This window comes from Algoriphagus aurantiacus (genome assembly GCF_035156405.1).
Classification (GTDB): domain Bacteria; phylum Bacteroidota; class Bacteroidia; order Cytophagales; family Cyclobacteriaceae; genus Algoriphagus; species Algoriphagus aurantiacus.
This window is the reverse complement of record NZ_JAXRUT010000023.1, coordinates 42,587-63,400: the sequence shown is the minus strand read 5'-3', so window position 1 is coordinate 63,400 and position 20,814 is coordinate 42,587. Positions and strand designations below refer to the sequence as shown.

Sequence of the window (20,814 nt, the reverse complement as noted above, 5' to 3'; positions counted from 1 at the left end):
CCACTAACTGAGAGGTGCTCCTCTTTCCTAATAGATCAAGTTACAGAGCCAAAGTTTAGTGTTTTCACCCTGATTTGTATGTACCTATCCTCCCCTATATGATTCTATAAATATTTTGTTTGGTGAACGCAGGTAAGGGAATTCAAAATTTAAGCTAAAATTTAGACTGTATAATAGAATACTATCCTTAATTATTAACTCTTTTATGGCCTTTAGAGGAAAAAACAATGGGGAAATAATTACCTATCATCTGCTATTTAAAAATTAAAGCTGTATTAATCCATTGCCAAATATGGAAACTACTATCATTATTACCTTTCATAAATAAATCCACCTCTTTTTGGATTTTGTCCATATCAAACCAACCAATTTTATCCAAAGTTTGAATATGATCCATAGCCCAAGGCTGTAATTCTTGGCTTAACCATTCCCTTTGAGGGGTTTGAAGGGGTCTTTTAGGAGCTAATCTTAAGGAATTAGTCAGAAAATCTGCCGCGATTTCACGGAACAACCATTTTTGAATTTTTCCTTGCCTCTTCAACTCCAAAGGCAAAGCAAAGACTTCTTCTACCAAGCGAAAATCCAAAAAAGGCTCTCGAAGTTCTGTACTGTACTTCATTGACATCTGATCAGAGAAACGTAAAGCTCTTTGTAGTTTGGTATTGAAAATGTCCTTGTATTGCTGGTTAAGCAAGTCTTCGGGGAAAGGTTTTGATTGGCTTTTCCCTTGAGGATAGTCACGTAATTCTGGAACCAAAACCCCCGGACGAAATGGTGATGCATTAGTTCCCTGAACGTTTGAATTGTTAGAATTAAAATAATAATCATAACCTGCCCAGGCCTCATCAGCTCCTTGGCCATCCAAAAGAACTTTGAACCCTTTTTCATTGGCTACTTTAAAAAGTTTTGAATAGGCAATTGTAGGTAAGCCACCATATGGCTCAGACATGTTATTAACTAATTCATCAGCCAAATCAGGCACTTCTCCTGATGATAGTTTAACTTTATTTAAGCGATAAGAGCTACCCTTAACCAAATTTTCCACATAAGATAGTTCATCATATCGCTCATCCCCAGTATAAAATGTGAAAGCTTCAATTTGTGTTTTTTCAGGAAACTGATTAGAAATTAAGGCAAATAACATCGATGAATCCAATCCACCGCTTAGGTTAAATCCTACCGGTACATCTGAGCGAAAGCGAAGTCGGGTAGAATCCAGCAACAATTCTTTTATTCTAGATTTTGGGTCAGGCTTATTTTCACACCATATTTCGGCAATATTTTGTTCAAAATCATACCATTTCCTGACTTGTAATTTAGATTCCTGCCATTCCAATAAATGTCCTGGTTTCAAGTTTGTAACTCCTTTCCAAAAAGTAGAATCTCCAACTGAATACCCTCCCCTATTTAAATATTCTGACCATACTTCTATGTTTGGTTCTTTTGGAAAACCTACTTCAAACAATGGGCGAATTTCAGAAGCAAAATATAAATTCTCATCTTTAAAACCATAGTAAAATGGCTTCACTCCAAAACGGTCCCGAACAGCAGTAAGTTTTTTCAGATGCTTATCCCAAACCGCAAAAGAAAACATGCCGTTGAGAAGTGGAAGAGCCTTAATTCCCATCCTCTGGAAAGCAACTAACAGTACTTCAGTATCTGAATTTGATTTAAAAACATGATCCTTAAACTTAGATTTCAGCTCAATATAATTGTATATTTCGCCATTGAAAACCATTGCATATCTTCCATCTTCTGAATAAAAAGGTTGGTTTCCTGCTACGGAAAGATCTAAAATACTGAGTCTATTCTGACCCAATATACAGTTATCATCCTCAAATGTACCCGTATTATCTGGCCCTCTATGAATCATAGCTGCACACATAGACTTAACATCCCTTACTGAGGGATTAGGCCCTATTGATCCCGCAATTCCACACATGTTAAATTATTTTCTCTTTATTTACTGAAATCCATTGTTCTGCCTTTTTCCAATCTTCTGGAGTATCAATGTTGACATAATACTCTGGATCATTAATTAAATAGCTAATGGAGTTCCCATAAAGGGAGCCTAATAAGATTATATCTGTTCGAATCAGATAAATACTTCCATCCCTAATATAAGCTGGTGGCAAATCTTGCCTTCGTGAAATTAGGTTATTTTCTCCGGTAGCAATTTTCAAAAATCCTCCTTGATTGGGTTCAAATACCCAATGAGGGTTATAATGATCAGGAACGGGTAAAACAGTAACCAAGGAATCAGCCCCACTTGACAGGAATTTATCTATTGCGACATCAATCAAATTAACTGGCCTGAAAGGAGAGGTAGGTTGTAGAAGGCAAATTGCATCGTATTGTACCCCTTTATTTCGGAAATATTCAATTGCGTGAACCAGACTAAGAAGCGTTGGTGCTGAATCTGTGGCTAGTTCTGAGGGTCTTAAAAACGGAACGGAAAGTCCCAGATTTTTACCTACTTCAGCAATTTCTTCATCATCGGTACTTAGGATACAATCATCAAGCTTTTGAGAATTTTTTGCTGCTTCATATGAATAAGCCAAAAGTGGTTTACCTCCCAGAAATTTTATATTTTTTCCAGGTACCCCTTTTGATCCTCCCCTAGCAGGAATTACACCAAGGATTTTCATTTAAAATGTAATTGTCTTATGAAAAATCAACTGTACTTCCGCCAAATGATTGGCGATCTTTTGACCCGCATCTCCACCGCCATAGATATACGACGATTGGGGTCTCTGGGAGGATTTGATATTTTCGATAGTTTCAAGGATTTCTACTCGGTCATAAGCAACATCATGAACATTAAAACCTCTTTCGCGTTTATTTTGTCTACTTCCGATATTAACCACTGGCACTCCCAAGAAAGCGCATTCTCTGATTCCTACAGATGAATTTCCGATCAAACCTTTGCTATTAACGAGAAGTTTGAGGAAATCCGTTGGATCCATGTTTTTAAAGAAATGGAACTTATCCAATTGGTGATTTTCCCGAAATGCCCGAATACCGGTACTTGTTCCATCTGCACCTGCGTCAACATTTGGCCAAAACCAAAAAACCGGTTCATCCAGTGCATGCATTGCATGCAGGGTCTCCTCAATATGGGATCGGGAGTGATCCACTTCAGTTGTGACAGGGTGTTGCATAACTACCCAATAGCCCGAAGAAAAATCAGGGTTTCCACCCACTCCACCGTACTTTTGAATCGGATCAAAGTCAAGCAAGGGCTTGCTAAGAACTTGATTAGCCAAATCAATACTAGGACAACCTGTGTTAAAAACATTCTCAGCCATTTCACCTAACTGCAAAACCCGGTGGTAAGCTTCTTGGGATGCCACAAAGTGATAATCAGATAATTTAGTGATGGAATGCCGGACTTTCTCATCGATGTTGCCGGTGACTTCTCCTCCTTGAATATGGGCAAGCGGAATATTCATATACGCTGCTGAGATTGCCGTGGCCATCGTTTCAAATCGATCTGCAACCGTCACCACGATATCAGGATTTAGATTATCAAATACAGTTGAAAGTTCCAAGATTCCAATGCCGGTGGTTTTAGCAGCGGCAGTTAAATTTTCGCCTTCCAACACGTTAAATACCTTAGCGGCTATTTCAAAACCATCATTTTCTATGGTCTTGGTTGCACTACCATATCTATCCAAAAGTGCGGAGGCGGCAACCACAAGTTGAAGTTCAAGCTTTGGATTGTTCCTGATAGCTTCAAGAGCAGTTTTAATTCTTGAGTAAGATGGTCTTGCAGTTACTACTACACATATTTTTCTTTTCATTCTCCTTTTTGGATATTTTCAATCTTAAGAAAGTCCCATTTATTTAAATCCCTTGTCAAAGATTTTCCTAACACTGATTGATAATCTGATGCGGAGATGCCCTGATCTCCCGGTTTCTTGGACTCTAAGTCTTCAAATTGAAGAACAGTTCCCTTTTTTAGGTCTTTATTTATGGCAAGTGATTTTCCAAAAATCCTTTTTAGCTCGGTGTATTTACTTACCTCAGATTTTTCAATCGGATTTGCCAGCGCTTTTTGAATTTCTTTAATACCCTGAACCAAAGTTTTTGTCTGGTCTATAGTAATACTTGCGATTGTATCCGGACCAAACTGTCTTTTGTCAAATACAACATGAAATTCAAAAATTTCAGCCCCCAAAGTAGCTGCAGCCAATGAGGCAAAAATATTGCCGCTATGGTCCGAAAAGCCAACTGGGATCCTAAATTTTTCTTTCAGAATTCCAATGACATTGAGTCCCCATTGCTCGGGCAATGTAGGGTAAGCTGTAGTACATTGAAGAAGTGATAGTGGATTTGAAAAAGATTTCAGAAAGTCAATTGTCTTTTCCAACTCATCCAGGTCACTCATACCTGAACTCAGAATAATGGGTTTACCAGTTCGGGCTATTTTTTCTAACATTAGAAGATTACTGATTTCTCCAGATCCGATCTTAATGACATCTACATCAATACAGTCGAGTATGTCAACAGCAGCATTGCTAAATGGAGAAGAAATGAATTTTAATCCGACTTGATGACAATGAGCCTGGATTCCCTGCCATTGATCAGGCGTAAACTCCATCCTCTTCCAATACTCATAACGCGTTGAATCCTGCAGTGAGAATTTTACCCTAAAAGGTTCCAATTCTGAGCTTTCAGCTTCTGCGATATGGGTTTGGAATTTTACAGCATCCACTCCAGTCTCTGCCAGGGCATCAATAAATGCATGTGCGTTACCTAGACTACCGTCATGGGCTTGAGCAATTTCAGCAATAATCATATTAGGTTAACAAATAATAAAAACATACTTATTTTATATTTTTCAACAACAATAATATTAGATAATCCAAATAAGAATTTAATTTGAAAAAAGCCTATATGCAGTACACTCTTTCACTTTTTTCGTCTGCTAGATTTTTGAATTAATAAAGAAACAAATCGGTAGGCCTGCTATTCCTTCAAAGGAGATTTCATCTATTCAAAAGATTCTATTTCTTTTTCATTCTTTCTCAAAATTAATTCGGTACCACCAAGCTGTAAAATACACCTGGCGAATAATTGGATAGTATCGAACTGGATCTTTTTTAAAGCCAGCCACGATCCCATTCACATCAAGGTAACAATAAGGCTTGAATGCAAAAAGATTGGATTTTGGCAGATCTTCCAAGATCTCGCGGAGATAAGGTTGACTTAAAATTAGGGTTTCCCACGGCACGGAAAGCCCCACTTTTCTATGCTTGGTGATATAATCAGGAAGCTGCTTCCCAATTGAATCCATTAAAAGATATTTTCCTTTTCCGTTGCTCCGAAAATAGGTGTCCGGAAGGCTGCCTGTTCCTATCACCAAATTTGGATCAAGGAAAGGGTCACGACATTCGATTGATGCCCCCATTGTAGTTCGGTCATTTCGATCATTTAGGGTATAAAGATGCGTATGCTGCTCAAGATAAAGCAGTTGGCGATACCTATTTCCGGGGTATACTTTTTTGGCCTCCTCCAAAATCCCAATTCTATATTCGTCCAGAAGTTTCGCTGCATTTAAACCTAGATTCTGCAAATCTGATGGATACAATTCATTGGCATTCATGAGAATCTCAGCCTCTCTATTGTTCATTTGGAGGTAGCGCTTCATTTTTCGAAGGCGCTCATTTTTAAGCCAACGATCCGGAACAAACCGTATTAAAGAAAGGAGTCTATACCGCATCGCCCGGTCATGGATTTTGTACCGGACATATCCTCCGAGAATTTCATCGGCACCTTCTCCGCTGAGGAGAACAGAAACTTTCTCTTTCGCTTTTTTTGAAATTCCCAGTAAATGACCATCCGAGAAATGCATGATCGGCTCATCATGGAAACGGATGGAGTCGCGGGTTAAGTCCACCAATTCCTCCTCTTTGAATTCGAACGAATTAAAGGATGCGCCAAGGGCTCCTGAAAGTTTCCGAGCGAGGTGCGATTCATCGTGTCTTGCATCACTAAATGCAACATTCCAGGTACTAAGGTCTTTAAATCCCTGCTTCGATTGGCTGAAGATCGTGCTGCTAGAATCCAAACCTCCACTCAGCAAAGTTCCGACTTTCACATCAGCTATCATTCTCAGTTTGATACTTTGGTGGAAAGTTTCCTCAAACCATTTCAGTGGTTTTTTGATTTCAGGTTGAGCAAGGATTTGATCACCCAAATGAAACCAGCGTTCCTCTAAGATTCTTTTCCCGGATTCCGTGATTTTCATCCAATGTCCGGGAAGTAATTTCTGGACGTTTTTGAACACCGAATTTTTGCCTGCATTGAAGCGATAAAGGAAGAGTTCATCCATGTTCTCTTCTTCGATTTCTTTAGTCAGGCCTGCAGCAAAAAAAGCCTTTGATTCACTTGCAAAGTAAAACCCGTGATCCGAAGGGTAGAAAAACAACGGTTTTACTCCAAACCTGTCTCTAGCCAAAATCAATTCTTGAGATTGGTTATTAAAAAATGCAAAGGCAAAGAATCCATTCATACGGTTCAAAGCCTCCAATCCATACTCCATCAATAAAAAGAGCAAAACTTCTGTATCCGAGGTAGTCTTAAAGACATAACCCTTATGCCTAAGTTCAGAATAGAAAGTTTGATAATTGAAAATTTCTCCGTTAAAGACAAGGGTATAATTACCGCAAGGAGAGTGAAAAGGCTGATTTGCAGATTCACTTAGATCTATAATTGATAGACGGCGATGTCCGAGAGCTAATGCACCTTTTATCCAATGAGCCCCGGCATCAGGTCCACGGTGGTGCAGACTTTCCCTCATTTTATAAACCAAATCCGAAGAGGCAGGTTGATTATTATAATTCCAAAACCCTACAATTCCACACATAATCAGGCGGATTTTTTAGCTAATAAACTTAAATATCTCTGATAAATCACATTCATATTCTTTTTAAAATCTACTTGTTTTTCTATGTATTTCCTGTTTCTCCAAATTGCCCTTTCCACCATACCGGGGTGTTCGACTGCATATCGAATTGAATCGGCAAGCTGGGAAACATTTTCAACGGGAACTAAAATTCCGTTCTTTTTTTGGGATAAAAAGGCCTGGTTGGCAGGAAGATCCGAAACTATTGGAAAACAACCTGTTGCCATTGCTTCAAACAAAGAGCTGGAGACTCCCTCTGTTGTCGGGAAAGCGACATAAAAAGAAGATTGACTGAGCAATTCCGGTAGTTTATCATTTGCGATTAAACCCGTAAAGTTCACCTGATCCTGTATGTTCAATTCACTGCAGAGTTTGACAAGTTTTGGTTTCTCGGGTCCATCTCCCACCAACACCACCTTGACTTTAAAACCATTATCTCTAAGGATAGAAATACTTTTCAGGATATCCTCATGTCTGTAAAGTTCAAATAAAGAGCGTGTGACAATCAAACTTAAAGAGCGGTCGGAAGTTTTATCAGGATAGGAAAATCGATAAAGATCCAAATCAATACCTTTAGGTAAAACAAGAATTTTATGCGGTGCTGCTCCTGAATTAAGCATAGCATAGGACATCACATGTCCCCACGCATGGATCATATCCACTTTTTGATAAACCAAGCGCTGAATAATTCGCTTATAAAAACCCGAAAAGCCCTCTTCGGGAAATGCATCTGTAATTCCCTGTTGGGCAACAATTCGGACTTTCGCATGAACCAAAAGAGAAAACATCCCATAGCTCGTGGCTCTTTCTGCCAATACAAGGTCGTATTTGGATCCGAAGCGGGTTTTCAGAATTTGAAAGAAAAACAGAAGTGAATTGAATATCCTTCCAGGTCTAGAATTGCTTCTTCTAATTTCCATTGTTTCCAGCTGGGTTTTCGATTCACGTTCTATACCCTTTATCCAGCTTTTGGCATCTGCACGATAGGTTTCGCCTAAAAATAAAATTTTTACCATTTGCTTAATTTGAAAACCAGCTCAGGACAGGTTTGGGAGACCAATTGAGTTCCTGTTTTGCTTTACTGCAATCAAAAGTCAAATGGCCGGTTAGTTTTTCGAGTCTGTATGTATTAATTGGAAACATTGAAATTGTGTCCCCAAATTTTGCCAATAGTTTGATAAAGGTCTGTGGAATCACTCTTACAGTTTTATTCAATTTGTCGGCCATGGCACTATCTAAGTCCGAAATCTTGGGATCTACGCCATCTGTAAGATTAAAAATTCCTCCTTTGGAAGTTGTTAGGGTTGGAACCAATCTAGCAACATCCTCTGCCAGAACCATGGATTTGCAGGAATCCTCATTTCCCACACGGAAATAATAGCCAGCCTGAATAGCTTTATGCATAGCACCAAGATTACCTGGGGCATTTTCGCCAACTATTAAAGGCAATCTGAGGATAAAAGTGGAAATCCCTTCCTTTTCCCCCCATTCTACAATCAGTCGTTCAGCCTGGATTTTACTGACAGCATAAGGAGTAGTCCCCAAAAGAGGAGCCTCTTCTGTAATTAACGCTCCAGTGTCTCGGCCATACACTGAAACTGAACTGATGAATATAAATGCTTTTGGTTTGTTGATATTTCCCGAAATTCGTTTCAGGAGCTTTTCAGTACCTTGAACATTAACTGTGTGAAAGAGCGCTTTTTCTTCTAAAGTTTTGGGAATGAAATGAGCAGTCCCTGCGGCATGGATCACCATATCGACCTCGGGTACTGAGGGAACTTCCCCTGAAAAATCCACATAAATATCCGATTGAGAAGATCGCCCAAGCTGTATCAACTCACCTTTGGATGCAAGGCTTTTTGCTAAATATTTTCCCAGAAAACCGTTCCCACCAGTTAGGAGGTATTTCATATTACAATGGATTCGATTGCAGTAATCATTCTTTCTGCCAGCCTGTTTTTATCAAACTCAATGCTGGAAATTTTCAAGGCCCTGTCTTTCATTCCAGCAAGATGTTCCGGATCTAAAGCAAGAGAAATCAGCAGATCTGCCAGTGCTTCCGGATCATTTGGAGGAAGGGTAAAACCAACTTGATGTTCGACCAAAAAGTCTTTCATCCAGCCTTGGGTATTCTGAACGACAGGTACTCCGGCTGAGAGCGATTCGAAAAACTTATTTGGGGAGGACGTATCCAAAACAGGAGTTCCTTTTAGCGGAACTAGTGAAACGAGCGCATGTTGAACCAAAAACACCAAATTCTCTTTAGGCATAAGAGGCCAACGAAGAAGGGATTCCAACTTATGATCCTTGATCTGCTGATCAATCAATTCACGCTGTTGCCCTTCTCCTATCATCAATATCTTCAACGAAGATCCTTTTTTCTGAAGAACCTTTGCGGCTTCAAGCAACCAAAGTGAATTATTTACCTCTCCGATATTTCCGGTGTAGATAGCATAGGTTTTAGGGCGAATTCCAAGTTTTGCTGGAAAAGGCCTTGGAGTTGAAAAAAGCGTAATGTTTGCTGCATTGGTCACTGTAATCACATTTCGATCGGGGGATTTTGCCATAATCTCTTTTTCCATCCCTATGGAAAGGGCGACGATTAGATCTGAGGAACGATAGCACAACTTTTCAAACCACCGAGCAGCCTTGATCATCACTGAGTTTTTGATTATACCAAGTTCAATTGCACCATCTGGCCATAAATCCCGGCTTTCAAAGACAAGCTTCCTCCCTCTGATCAGCTTTGCAATCAATCCAGGAATCCCGACAGTAATCGGTCCGCTGGACGCAATCACCACTTGGGCAGGATAGGTAAGAGCATACCAACAAGAAAGCAGAGAATAGGTCAAAAAGGAAAAAATCCGTTTGAGGAAGGGTTGACGGTTATCGATCCTGACATTGATAATAATGACTTTGACTCCATCAAAGTATTGGGTATCAATAAACTTGGATGCCAAAACATCAGATTTGGAATAGACACTGGTTACCACAGTAACATGATGTCCTTTTTTCACCCATTCCCGGGTGAACTCATGAATGCGAGTTCCCCAGCTTCCTTTGGATGTTGCAAAGTATTGGTAGAAATAAAGGATCTTCATTATTTGCCGTCTTGCCTCAAATGGGAAATAAAATGTTTCAGCTTTCCTGATTTCTCCCGGTTGATGTATTCGACCTTCTTAATTTCAATTTCAAGGCCTTTTTCCAGATAGGTATCAAAGGCCGTTTGGATGGATTTAATTGCAAAATCATCAAGTTCACGGTCCATCACAATGAATATGAGAAATTTTCCTAAACTTAGCTGCTGCACCTGATATTCATGGATGTGGCCAAAAGTGCTCATCAAATGTTTGGAAACATAGTAGATGGAGAATCCTGCTGCCACTTTACCAGAAGGCAACATTACCTTATCATTCAATCTTCCTTGCAGACCTATCAATTTGTCCTGTATTAAAATAGGATCTTTTTGGATGGCCCCAAAATCGCCTACCTCATAACGTATAAAGGGCATAGCAGTGTTGAATAGATTAGTAAAAATAAGCCTGCCAGTCTCTCCTTCACCTACTACTTCACCATCATCATCCAACACTTCGGATAAAACTGTTTCGTTAGATAATCTTCTTACACCTGATGGGTCAGTCATAGCGAGAAAGGCCACCTCTGCTGCGCCATATTCATTGTAAACCGGAATCTGAAATACTTCCTCCAAAAACACTTTGTCCTCATCAGTACATTGCTCGCTGGTGACGATACTACCAGAAACAGTAGGACAAAGTTCTTTAAGTGTCAATCCTTTTGATTTGAGATGCCTTGCAAAAGTGAGTTGAGAATTGGTATAACCGTATAAGTATTTGAAAGGTGTTGTTCTGAATTTTTGAATGAATCCATCTAATGCAGAGTCCGAGATATCAAATATAACAAATCGATATCTGTTCATTAAATAATCCTTAACACGCTCCTTGTAATAGGCCGATTTAATCAACGGAATCCCAAAAAACCTTGCCTGTAGGTCGGACGAAGAAATGCCCAGCTTGCTGTATCTATCCAATATCAGAGCCCAAGTTATACTATGGCTGAATTTATCTCTGGCGAATTTTAGAGGGATCCCTGAAGATCCCGACGTACTTCCAAAATGGAAATCTTCTTTTTTAAGCCCTTTTGAAAGTAAGAGATCAGGATTTTTTTGGAGGTCTTTTTTATGGACAATCGGCAAGTCACTCCATGTTTCAGGGAGGTAATTTCCAACCATTTTTTTGTAAAGTGGATTATATTGGAAATGAAACTTAGCCAATTCCCATTTTTTATTTTCTTGCCATGTGTAATATTCCTCTTTTGAAAAAGACTGAATGACTCGTAGTTCATTTATAGCCTCGTTAAGAGGATATTTTTTCAGTCTCAACAATCTTTCTATTGTAAACATTAAAGAACTGGTCTGAAATTTTGATTGACATTCTTTTCTATTTCTTCTTTAGAAACCTTTGATTTGGGTTTCAGCATTTTTATTTCCATTAAACTCAATCCGATAAACAAAGGTGTTAGGTATGTTCTCATTGCTGCATGAAATGTGGTGTAAATTGCAATAATGAAAAATGCAACTAAGATCCCTTTTTCCATCGGCGGTCTTTTAGACAAAATCAATCTAAACATGATATAGACAAGAATTAAAAAATAAATCAGTCCAAATATCCCATGCTCTGCCAACAATCTACTTAACTCTACATGAGAAAAATAAAACTGGCTTTCTGTTCTTAAAAATGAAGAACTACCTGCACCAACACCCCACACCACATTTTCCTCCCAAAGCGCTATATCTTCAATAAAAATATTAAATCTTCCAGTTGTAATTGAATCTATTGACTTTTCTTTAGTTCCAGCCAATGTCCCTTCAGTCTCTCCCAAATACCTTAATCCCAATAAACCACCAGTTAAATTGTCTGCAACTTGAAAAGTTATAATGATTAAAATGGTTGCTGTCAATAATATTTTTCCAAGTCGAGGAAGTTTAAATCTCTTTTTTTCTGACTCCGCACTCGTTAAAACAAACAGAAAAATTATCAAAATTCCAATAACTCCGCCAATAATTCCACCTCTAGAGAAAGTAAGAAGTCCTTGAAAACCAAATAGAAAAAAAAGGAAAAAATCAATAATTCTAAATCCTGTTATCTTCCATTTATTTATTAAAAATAAAAAACAAATAAAAATGCCTAAGCCTAAAACTGTAGATACCTGATTTGAACCACCTCCTCCACTGGTAGAAAAATTTGCACCTAAAGTGAATTCCAAGTTATCGTAAGATGGTGTTTTGAATATAGTAGAAAATAAAACAGCTATAAGTGGAAAAAGGCTAATTCTAAGTAACTTAATTAATTGAAGTTTCGTAATGCTTTTTCCATAAAAAAACCAGACTGCCAGTCCAACATTAATCGGACCCAATAAGTTAAAAACTAAGGCTTGACTGTCCACTTTTCCGGATAAATCAAAAAATATTGCAGGAACAAGGAGTAAAACCAAAAGTAATCCCAGGTAATTTTTATGCCCGTATTTAATCACTCCCAAAATCAACATAAAGCATAGAAGATATTTACCCAGTTCATAGGGTATGAAAGGTGAGGTTTGTGACATCCTCGCCAATAGCTCAAATGAAATCAGATAAGTTATAAAAGCGATGTAAGGAAAAATGCTTTTCAATCTAACAATCATGAAAAAGGAAGTCCCTACTACCAGATAGAACCAGATAATTAATCCATAAGGAGATATTGAGGATACAATTCCAAGGATGATGTGGAATATTATCCAAAAAAAGTAGTTGTGAGAAAGAATAATCCGCTTAATCATACTGCTTTGAATTTACTTCCCCGAACACTTTCCAAGTGTGAAATGATTCCTTGGTATTCGCACATAAAATTTCTTGGGCCATAATTCTTTTGGATATGAGCTTTAAATTCCCGGCCTATAAATTCTGCTTTAAATGGATCCAAAATCACCTCTTCAATAGCTGAGGCAAGTTGGATAGCAGATTTTGGTGGTACAACCCATCCATATTTTCCATAGCCTAAAACTTCATCACACTGACCCACTTGAGTAACAATTGTAGGAAGTGCTGCCATACCGTATTCTAAAAGAGCCACGGGCAATCCTTCCGACTCTGAACTTAAGATACCTATATGAGCAGTTTCCAGGTACGGAATAAGGTGGTTAACGGGACCTAAAATTTGCACTTCCTTATCCAGGCGAAGGTCAATTATCCGATTTTTCACTAATTCAAGCCATTCATGTTCAACGAATTCTCCAATAAGATCAACTTTAAATTTATACCCCTTTTGTTTGATTAATCCAAGTGCATCAAGAAGGGTGAGTTGATCTTTTTGCTTCCTGATGTTGGCAATATTAATAATATATAGAATTCCCTCTTGCGATGGATTTCTTTCGATTTCAATAAATTCAGGGAAATTCGCTAGATAATATATTGAATTTGCCCGACTGGGAAATCTTTCCTTCCAATAGTCTTTGATTCTGTCATTTACTGTAATGACAGCATCAATATAAGGCATCATCCAGTTCATTTCCTTCCTCGAATATATTTTTAGCATTTCGCTTTGACCGAAGTGATCATGCCAAATCAATTTAGTTTGTGGAAGAAACCATTTAAGCAGAATTGCCCAGAATATTGAAGTCTGATGAACATGAAAAATCGTAGGGGAAATTTTTCTCAAGTGTAGAAGTAACCTGAAAAAAGCCAAGAAATCGAATTTGCTTTTTTTGTTGAAAGCTTTCAAATTCGCTTTCTCCTGCACAAATGAGGCCAATCCACCCAACCTCCTTGTGACCAGCAGATGGCTTTCATATCCAAAATTAGGCAAAGAATTAGCTATATTGACAGACATCCTTTCGGTCCCCCCTAGATCCAGGGAATCCACCAGCTGAACTACTTTAATTGGTCTAGTCAGGAGTGTTGATGTTTTCATTTTTTGCAATCACAACCAAACTGAAACCAAATAATTTAGCCAATAGCCAAGGACTGATTTTGGAAATAACCAATTTTAAAGGAGAGGAAATTTTTTGTAAAAGAGTCTCATTGTTTGAAGGTGCAGACAATGTTTCAAGGGAATAATCGTAATCTAAAATTTTAAGACCTGATTGAGTGATTAGGTTTAAAGCTGAATTTGTGTTCAAAAAGATCAAATGTCCTGGATTTTTAATTTTTGCCCGTTGGAGATTTCTAAAATTTACACTCACACAGTCATCCAATGGTATGTGGAATGCTATGATTTTGGCATTTTTTGCGATCCCTTTAATAAAATTGACGGGATCGGGAACATGTTCAAATACATCAGTTAGCGTAACCAAATCCATCAATTCTCCTTCTGAAATGAAGTCAGCCATTTTAAATACGATTCCCTCCTCTTTGAGCTGGGCAACATGGGGAGAGATGTCAAATCCTTGGATATTTCTAACCTGAAACCCTTCCACTTTCAATTTCTCCTTCATAGCTTTTATCACTCCGCCTGATCCACAACCCACATCAGCATAAGAATAAACAGGAATTTTGAGTTGAGACAAAATTGGGAAAAGCAAGCGGGAAATCGCCATAACCTTAGAATCAGTATCTTCTTGATGACGGGTGATATCAGTAAAATAAACGCCTTCTTTGTACATGCTTAAATTAACTTAGAAATTTCAGATTGAAATAATTCCAAAGTATAATGATTTGACCATACTCTGGCTTTATTAGATTTTAATTGGTATTCCTCAGGGTTTTCAAAATAATATTCGATTGACTCCAAAACCTGTTTGGAATCCTTATGAATCAAATCTCCTCGCTCTCCATACCCCAGCATGTCGGGAACACAAGACACGGAAGTGGTAAGCGGAAGACAACCAAAAAACATAGCTTCAGCGACAACTTTGGGCCAACCTTCGCTGTCCGACAAAAATATAAGAAAATGAGATTTTTGGTAATGGTTTTTTAGCTCTATAGCATTGACGTTTCCAGTGAGGCTGACAAATTTATTAAGATTATTATTCTCTATGTATTCCATTAACAGATCATACTGATCTCCATTTCCACAAACATTGAGATGAACTTGATATCCTCTATCAACCAAAAGCTTAAGGGAGTGCAATGCGATGAGTGGATTTTTACCAGAAACTAGACTCCCGACAAAAATCAGATTCAAAGTATTTCCCGTCTTAGGCATAGATTTTTCCAAAACTACTATATCTGAATTAGAATAAGAAGCGGTAAAGAAAGGTAAGATATTTTTGGAAAGTCCAGACCAATTTCCATACACCAGCGCCTTCATGTTCTTGGTAATAATCGAGTTGTTCAGAATTTTCTGCTGAAGTTTATATGAAAAAGGCTGAACACTTTTAGGATCCCAGTTTCCAGCATATTTTGCAGTTTTCTTTTTCCAAGGAAAAAAAACCTGAATCAGACATCCCAAGAGGCCCATATTTCCAGGACATCGCAAATGAATATGATCACATACGATCATTCCCCTAAAAATCTTGTATATAACAAGTGGAGAAATGAAAATGGCTCTAATAATTTCAGAAGAATTTGTAAAATTAAACTCTGATATAGACATAAATCTAATATTATTATTTAAATAATAAAGATCTATAGTAGATGGCTTATCATTTAATTTAAGTGGAGCAACTATTATAATCTCATCAAAATATTTGCCCCATAAATTCATCTCACGAATATATGGACCATAAGCGTAATATTTATTCTCAAAATAAATATGAGAAACATGAGTAACGATAAGAAGTCTCATTTAAAATAATAAAATAATCTATCTAACAATTTTAGGTGAATCAAAAAATAATGATACCCAACCTACCATACGACCACAATAATCTAAAAATGCTTTTTTACGGTTAGGGCCTAAAATAGAATTAACAAGCCTAAGATTCGCAAGTAACAAAGTAATCATGTGCCATTTAAAAACATTAATGGCACTGATGTTAGTAAACCTTAATTTCCAGACAAACCAGCCGTTTCTTACAACCATTTTTCCATATTTAAAAAAATTAGGTCTACCAGAATCATCATGATAATGCCAGACTTGCGCTGCGGTATTGATGTAAAGTTTACCAAATTTTAAAGCTCTTACACAAAAATCAAAATCTTCATATAGGCCATAACCTTGAAAATATTCGGAAAATGAAATTTCCTTAAACAAGGATAATCTATAAGTTGCAATACCACCCATAAAGTGCTCCACTGCATAAACCTTTCCATTAGGGGGTAGCACAGACCTACCATGACCATAAGGAGGAACAACAAATGGTTGCTTATTTGACATAAGGCCGAAGGACTTTCTTACTAGATTCCTTAAAGATTCCTTTATAAACCAACCATCTAGCTCATAATAAAAAAAAGAAGGAGATTTTTTATCAGTTTCAAAGAAAGTGTTTTCTACAAGATCAATACCACCTACACCAATCGCCGATTCATACTTTTGGAAGGTGGAAACAATCTTCTCAAAATAATCAGCTTTTAAAACCAAATCATCGTCTAAAAAAGAGACTAGATCCATAGAAGAATCTACCTTAGAAATCCCAAAGTTTCTTTGAAGGGTTAAGCCACGGAATTCCTCTCCGACCAAAGTATAGCTATAAACGAAAGAATAATTAGAATTTTCAACTAATTTTTTACAAGAATCATTAAAGGAACTATCAACAATAATTACTTGATCAGGAAGTCTATTTTGTTTGTCAATCGAATCTAAGATTAATTCCAGAGATTCTACTCTCATAAAGGTACAAATGATAACACTTAATTTCATTGATCCATCAATTTTAGAGCATACTTTTGACTCAATATCCATTGTTTTTTAAATTGAAAATAATACTTAATTGGATTTCTCACACTTTGATTCCGATAATATCCCAAAAACAGGAAAAATTTAAATGAATACAATTGAATATTAGTTTTATGTTTAAGGAAAAAAAGAAAAACAGTTGGAGAAGGCTTGGGGGTTAAAGGTTCACCATCCCATAAAAACTCCCTTTTATATCTAAACCCTCCTATAGGAGCTTTAAAATGTACAATTTCGGGAACAGGAAGATATATAATATCCACGCCTAACTTTCTTATCTGCATGCCAAAGTCGGAATCTTCACCAAATCCGAATTCAAATTTGGTATCAAATTTAACCTTACTCAGTATTGAACTAGGAATAATACTACATCCTCCACCAAAGGTATCCCATTGAATAGGAATTGAAAACTTTTTAATTTCATTTGGTTTTAGACAACTAAAAGAAAAGGCACGGTCAGACCTAAGAATTGGATTTTTGAAAAAGTTATCGAAAAATGTTTTAGCAATGCTAATATCATCATCTGCTAAAAAAACCCATTCACTTTCTACCAACTCAAGACCAATATTTCTAGCATTACATGCACCTGTCTTATGGATAAAACGATGAATAATATTGAAAGGATATATTTGGGAATTAAGAAAATCCAGTTCAGAATTAGAATTTAAAACGGGATTTTGCTCAATAATAATAACATTCTTTGGAAGCAATATTTGATAGGAAAGGTCACTTAAAAATCTCTCTACATAATCTTTCCTACCAATAGTAGGTATTATAACATCAACAGATTTAAAACTATGATTATTGTTATTTCTATTTTCAACATTTCTCAAAGGGAAAATATTAATAATATTGTTCAATTTTCTTTTATAAAAAAATGAAACAATTAAAGGCAGAATAAAAAAATTCTTTTCTTTTAACAATAAAGATATGAACAAAAATACTATCCATTTTCTCTTCCAATGCTGACTGACAAACTTAAAAACCACATAAATATCTCCAAGATTTACTTTAGTTATTCTCCCTTTACAATTAACCAGTTTCGGCTCAGAATAACTAAATAACCCAGATGGATGAAATACTTTAGAAATAGAACAAAGAATAAAATCAAAATCATCATCTTTCGATGAATTATGTAAATATTTATAATTATTTAGAACAATGGCAGACACACAGCCAACCTCTGAACTCATTATATAAGTGGTACTTTTGGTATTTCTACAAGGGGATGAGAAAAAAGTAGTATCTATAAATTGAATTCTACTATCAAGTATATACTTGCCAGATACAGAATAGCTTAATAAAATATTAGAGGCTTCAAGATTTTCGTATATGTATTCAAGATTGATTAACTCTTTAAATTCAACTTCGCACCAAACTATAGTTTCAGAAGGAAAAAGGGAAGAATAATTAAAAACAACAGAACTAAGGGACTTATTTAAATTTTCCAAATTTAAATTTAAATTACTTCTGAAATTAGAAACATCTGTAACTTTACCATTTGAATGACAAATAACAATCATAAAGAACTATAATGGTTAATATAAGTAACTAAGGCATTTTTTTCAGCAAATGTACTTTCTACTTTACGACGAGCATTAAGGGAAATCAAACGTCGCATATTTTGATCATTCAAAACAGATACAATTCTGCTAGCATATTTAATGTGATCCTTTGGATTTACTAAAAACCCATCAATTTCATCATCTATTACTTCTGGGGCCCAACCCACGTCACTTGCTACGACTGCTTTACTCATTGCCATTGCTTCCAACCATGAAACAGGCATTGCTTCGGCAAAACTTGGGAACACACAAACACATGCTTTATCTATGTAATCTTGAATTTTAGAATATTCTACTGGGCCTAAATAATTTACTCTTTCCAAAGCTAATGGAGTAAAAAGTGGCCTAATTAAATCCCATGTGGAAGGATTTCCCGTTTGAATATCAAAAGAATCCTTCCCAATAAGATCAAGGTTAGCATTAGGAAAATTCTTCACAACTTCATTAAAAATATAGGGTAATTCAAAAAGACCCTTCTTCCTAATTAATGTGCCAAAATATAGAATTTTACCTGGAGTAATATCATCAAAATGAAAATTCGAATATTTTGAAACATCTACTGGATTAGGAATGATAACAAACTTACGATTGAAACCGAAAATATTATTAGTAGTTTTTCCTGTAAATTCACTTACAGAAATAATTGAATCAGCTCTTTTAAATGCTCTTCGCTCTAGATATCTATTAAAAAACTTAACTTTCCTTCCTTCAAGATGGCAAAAGTAAGAATCACTACCATTCAATCTCATGACAACGGGCACATCCACATTTAAAAATGCAGAAAAACCAGTCCAATCCGGAACCTCCACAAAGTCACATTCTTGTTTTTCTATTAATAATGTAATAAGTTTTTGAACCTTTTTTACAGTATAAAAGTAGGACAGCCCTTTAACGACTACATTTTTAACTAAAAAAAAATTAATACCACAGTCCACAAAACTGTCATCCCTTTTCATTCCATAAACAACAACATTAACATGAATACCGCTTTTAGTGAGCAAATTTGCCAATGTGAATATACTTGTTCCAATCCCCCCAGATAAACCGATTTTGGGATGAGGGTATTCAGAGGTAATAAAAGAGATATACATTATTTAGATTGAATTATTTGGATAATATAATCCCAACATTTTGAAGAGGTTTCAGGTGGTGGAACAGATACAATTTTATCAAACCACTTTTTGGTTTCAGATAAATCTAATTTACTATTAGAATTCAAAATCAATCGTACTTTCTCTGTAAAAGAATCCGAACTATTTATCCAAATTACTGAGTCAATAGATGGCATTGATTTAAAATGGATATACTTATAAATTTTTTCAACTGACCAATTATCATCATTAACATTAGGATTATAATTTACAAAAAAACAAGGCTTTCCATAAATAATAAAATCAAAAACCATAGAGGATCCTAAATTAACAACAAATTTAGAATAATAAACCGTGCTGGTAAGGAGCTTTATATCTTCCCTTGTAGGCATTATTTCATTCCACACACTTCCAAAACTAATCCATACAGGATCAATTGGGTGAATTAAGTCTCTAAAGTCATCTAAGACCGATTGATATCTATTTGAAAGATCCACAGGAGATCTCCTAAAAATAATACCTACTTTCTTATCAACATGTTGATTATACAAGGAAATAGAATTAGCTAAATCTCTTAAATAAATGGGATCGTAAGGACTTGTAGTGATATCGTCGCCAGAGAAACAAATATATTCTTGGTCTAATTTTAAATTATACTGAGAATAGAATTCCTCTTTTGGGAGTATATTATTATCATTGAAATAAAATTCAAACTGTGGTGTACCAGTTACCATAATTTGAGATTCTTTTATTTCATTATAATATTTCAAAATCTCCTTCTTCATATAAAGACTCCAAACAAAATAATAATCAGTTTTAACGACCATTGTAGCCTTTGGTAGATTATCCCATGAAAAGATAAAAGTTGATGTTGGTATGCCCAAATCTGATGCGGCTAATAATGGAGAAATTCCAGTGACGGGACGTTGATTAGTGCAAAAAATGAAGCTAGGCTTTTCAACTAACAACTGTGCTTTACAGACAGAATAATATTTAGTTCTTCTCTCAATGCTATTAATTAATGATTGAATTTTATTTCTACCAATTATTTTAAATATTAAATAAAATATGTAAAATATAATAAACTTAAAAAACGATTTAAATTCTTTAAAAGAAAAAAGCTTCTTTTGTTTATAAGACTGAAAAGTAGAATCATTAAATTTGTTAGTAAAAAAATCTAAATAAATGTAAGACTTTACAGTTTTAAGTATCGAAGTTAAAAAAGAAGGTTTATAATTAGGCAACTCAAGTTCATGTAAACCCAGTTCATGTAAGTTAAACGGAGTTTTATTCCAAAATATAACTGAAAAACCTTTCGCCTCTCCTATCTTAGAAAATTCACTAAATGCAAAATTCTTTAATCCAATTCCATCTGGTAATAAAATAAAAACTTTTTTTATACTATTATTTTTCATTACAAT

The 20,814-nt window shown here is 36.0% G+C and carries 17 protein-coding genes; all 17 read right to left on the bottom strand.

What is annotated here, in order from left to right; all coding sequences use genetic code 11:
• Window positions 1-253: 253 nt before the first annotated feature.
• The 17 genes from asnB (SYJ56_RS19630) to SYJ56_RS19550 all read right to left on the bottom strand — a co-directional run bounded on the left by asnB (SYJ56_RS19630) (window position 254) and on the right by SYJ56_RS19550 (window position 20,808).
• Window positions 254-1,942, bottom strand: a complete 1,689-nt coding sequence (gene asnB / locus SYJ56_RS19630; protein ID WP_323837131.1) for an asparagine synthase (glutamine-hydrolyzing) — start codon at window positions 1,940-1,942, stop codon at window positions 254-256.
• 1 nt (window position 1,943) lies between these two features.
• Window positions 1,944-2,648, bottom strand: coding sequence for an acylneuraminate cytidylyltransferase family protein (locus SYJ56_RS19625; protein WP_323837130.1), 705 nt, complete (start codon window positions 2,646-2,648; stop codon window positions 1,944-1,946).
• Window positions 2,649-3,803 (bottom strand): UDP-N-acetylglucosamine 2-epimerase, encoded by a 1,155-nt coding sequence (gene neuC / locus SYJ56_RS19620; protein WP_323837129.1) that lies wholly within the window; start codon window positions 3,801-3,803, stop codon window positions 2,649-2,651.
• Entirely contained in the window at window positions 3,800-4,801 is a 1,002-nt protein-coding gene (locus tag SYJ56_RS19615; RefSeq protein ID WP_323837127.1) for an N-acetylneuraminate synthase family protein, read from the bottom strand. Before SYJ56_RS19615 ends, neuC begins: the two co-directional genes overlap by 4 nt.
• Window positions 4,802-5,020: 219 nt before the next feature.
• Complete coding sequence (asnB, locus tag SYJ56_RS19610) at window positions 5,021-6,871, bottom strand: asparagine synthase (glutamine-hydrolyzing) (protein ID WP_323837126.1); 1,851 nt, start codon at window positions 6,869-6,871, stop codon at window positions 5,021-5,023.
• Window positions 6,872-6,873: 2 nt separating this feature from the next.
• Window positions 6,874-7,926: a glycosyltransferase family 4 protein gene (locus SYJ56_RS19605; protein ID WP_323837124.1), complete on the bottom strand. Its 1,053-nt coding sequence runs from the start codon at window positions 7,924-7,926 to the stop codon at window positions 6,874-6,876.
• Window positions 7,927-7,930: 4 nt separating this feature from the next.
• Complete coding sequence (locus SYJ56_RS19600; protein ID WP_323837123.1) at window positions 7,931-8,821, bottom strand: NAD-dependent epimerase/dehydratase family protein; 891 nt, start codon at window positions 8,819-8,821, stop codon at window positions 7,931-7,933.
• Window positions 8,818-10,011 (bottom strand): glycosyltransferase family 4 protein, encoded by a 1,194-nt coding sequence (locus SYJ56_RS19595; protein WP_323837121.1) that lies wholly within the window; start codon window positions 10,009-10,011, stop codon window positions 8,818-8,820. The genes SYJ56_RS19600 and SYJ56_RS19595 overlap by 4 nt, the downstream gene beginning before the upstream one ends.
• Complete coding sequence (locus SYJ56_RS19590) at window positions 10,011-11,330, bottom strand: phenylacetate--CoA ligase family protein (protein WP_323837119.1); 1,320 nt, start codon at window positions 11,328-11,330, stop codon at window positions 10,011-10,013. The genes SYJ56_RS19595 and SYJ56_RS19590 overlap by 1 nt, the downstream gene beginning before the upstream one ends.
• Window positions 11,330-12,745 (bottom strand): O-antigen ligase family protein, encoded by a 1,416-nt coding sequence (locus SYJ56_RS19585; protein ID WP_323837117.1) that lies wholly within the window; start codon window positions 12,743-12,745, stop codon window positions 11,330-11,332. Before SYJ56_RS19585 ends, SYJ56_RS19590 begins: the two co-directional genes overlap by 1 nt.
• Window positions 12,742-13,875, bottom strand: a complete 1,134-nt coding sequence (locus SYJ56_RS19580) for a glycosyltransferase family 4 protein (protein ID WP_323837115.1) — start codon at window positions 13,873-13,875, stop codon at window positions 12,742-12,744. The genes SYJ56_RS19585 and SYJ56_RS19580 overlap by 4 nt, the downstream gene beginning before the upstream one ends.
• Window positions 13,850-14,566 carry a class I SAM-dependent methyltransferase gene (locus tag SYJ56_RS19575; RefSeq protein ID WP_323837114.1) on the bottom strand — a complete coding sequence of 239 codons (717 nt, stop codon included), beginning with the start codon at window positions 14,564-14,566 and terminating at the stop codon, window positions 13,850-13,852. The genes SYJ56_RS19580 and SYJ56_RS19575 overlap by 26 nt, the downstream gene beginning before the upstream one ends.
• 2 nt (window positions 14,567-14,568) lie before the next feature.
• The gene (locus tag SYJ56_RS19570) at window positions 14,569-15,690 is read right to left on the bottom strand and encodes a glycosyltransferase family 4 protein (RefSeq protein WP_323837112.1); all 1,122 of its coding nucleotides are present in this window, start codon (window positions 15,688-15,690) and stop codon (window positions 14,569-14,571) included.
• A gap of 18 nt (window positions 15,691-15,708) precedes the next feature.
• Window positions 15,709-16,704 carry a glycosyltransferase family 2 protein gene (locus SYJ56_RS19565; protein ID WP_323837110.1) on the bottom strand — a complete coding sequence of 332 codons (996 nt, stop codon included), beginning with the start codon at window positions 16,702-16,704 and terminating at the stop codon, window positions 15,709-15,711.
• Window positions 16,701-18,260, bottom strand: a complete 1,560-nt coding sequence (locus tag SYJ56_RS19560; RefSeq protein WP_323837108.1) for a glycosyltransferase family 2 protein — start codon at window positions 18,258-18,260, stop codon at window positions 16,701-16,703. The genes SYJ56_RS19565 and SYJ56_RS19560 overlap by 4 nt, the downstream gene beginning before the upstream one ends.
• Entirely contained in the window at window positions 18,257-19,393 is a 1,137-nt protein-coding gene (locus SYJ56_RS19555; RefSeq protein ID WP_323837107.1) for a glycosyltransferase family 4 protein, read from the bottom strand. Before SYJ56_RS19555 ends, SYJ56_RS19560 begins: the two co-directional genes overlap by 4 nt.
• The gene (locus tag SYJ56_RS19550) at window positions 19,393-20,808 is read right to left on the bottom strand and encodes a hypothetical protein (protein ID WP_323837105.1); all 1,416 of its coding nucleotides are present in this window, start codon (window positions 20,806-20,808) and stop codon (window positions 19,393-19,395) included. The genes SYJ56_RS19555 and SYJ56_RS19550 overlap by 1 nt, the downstream gene beginning before the upstream one ends.
• Window positions 20,809-20,814 lie beyond the last annotated feature (6 nt).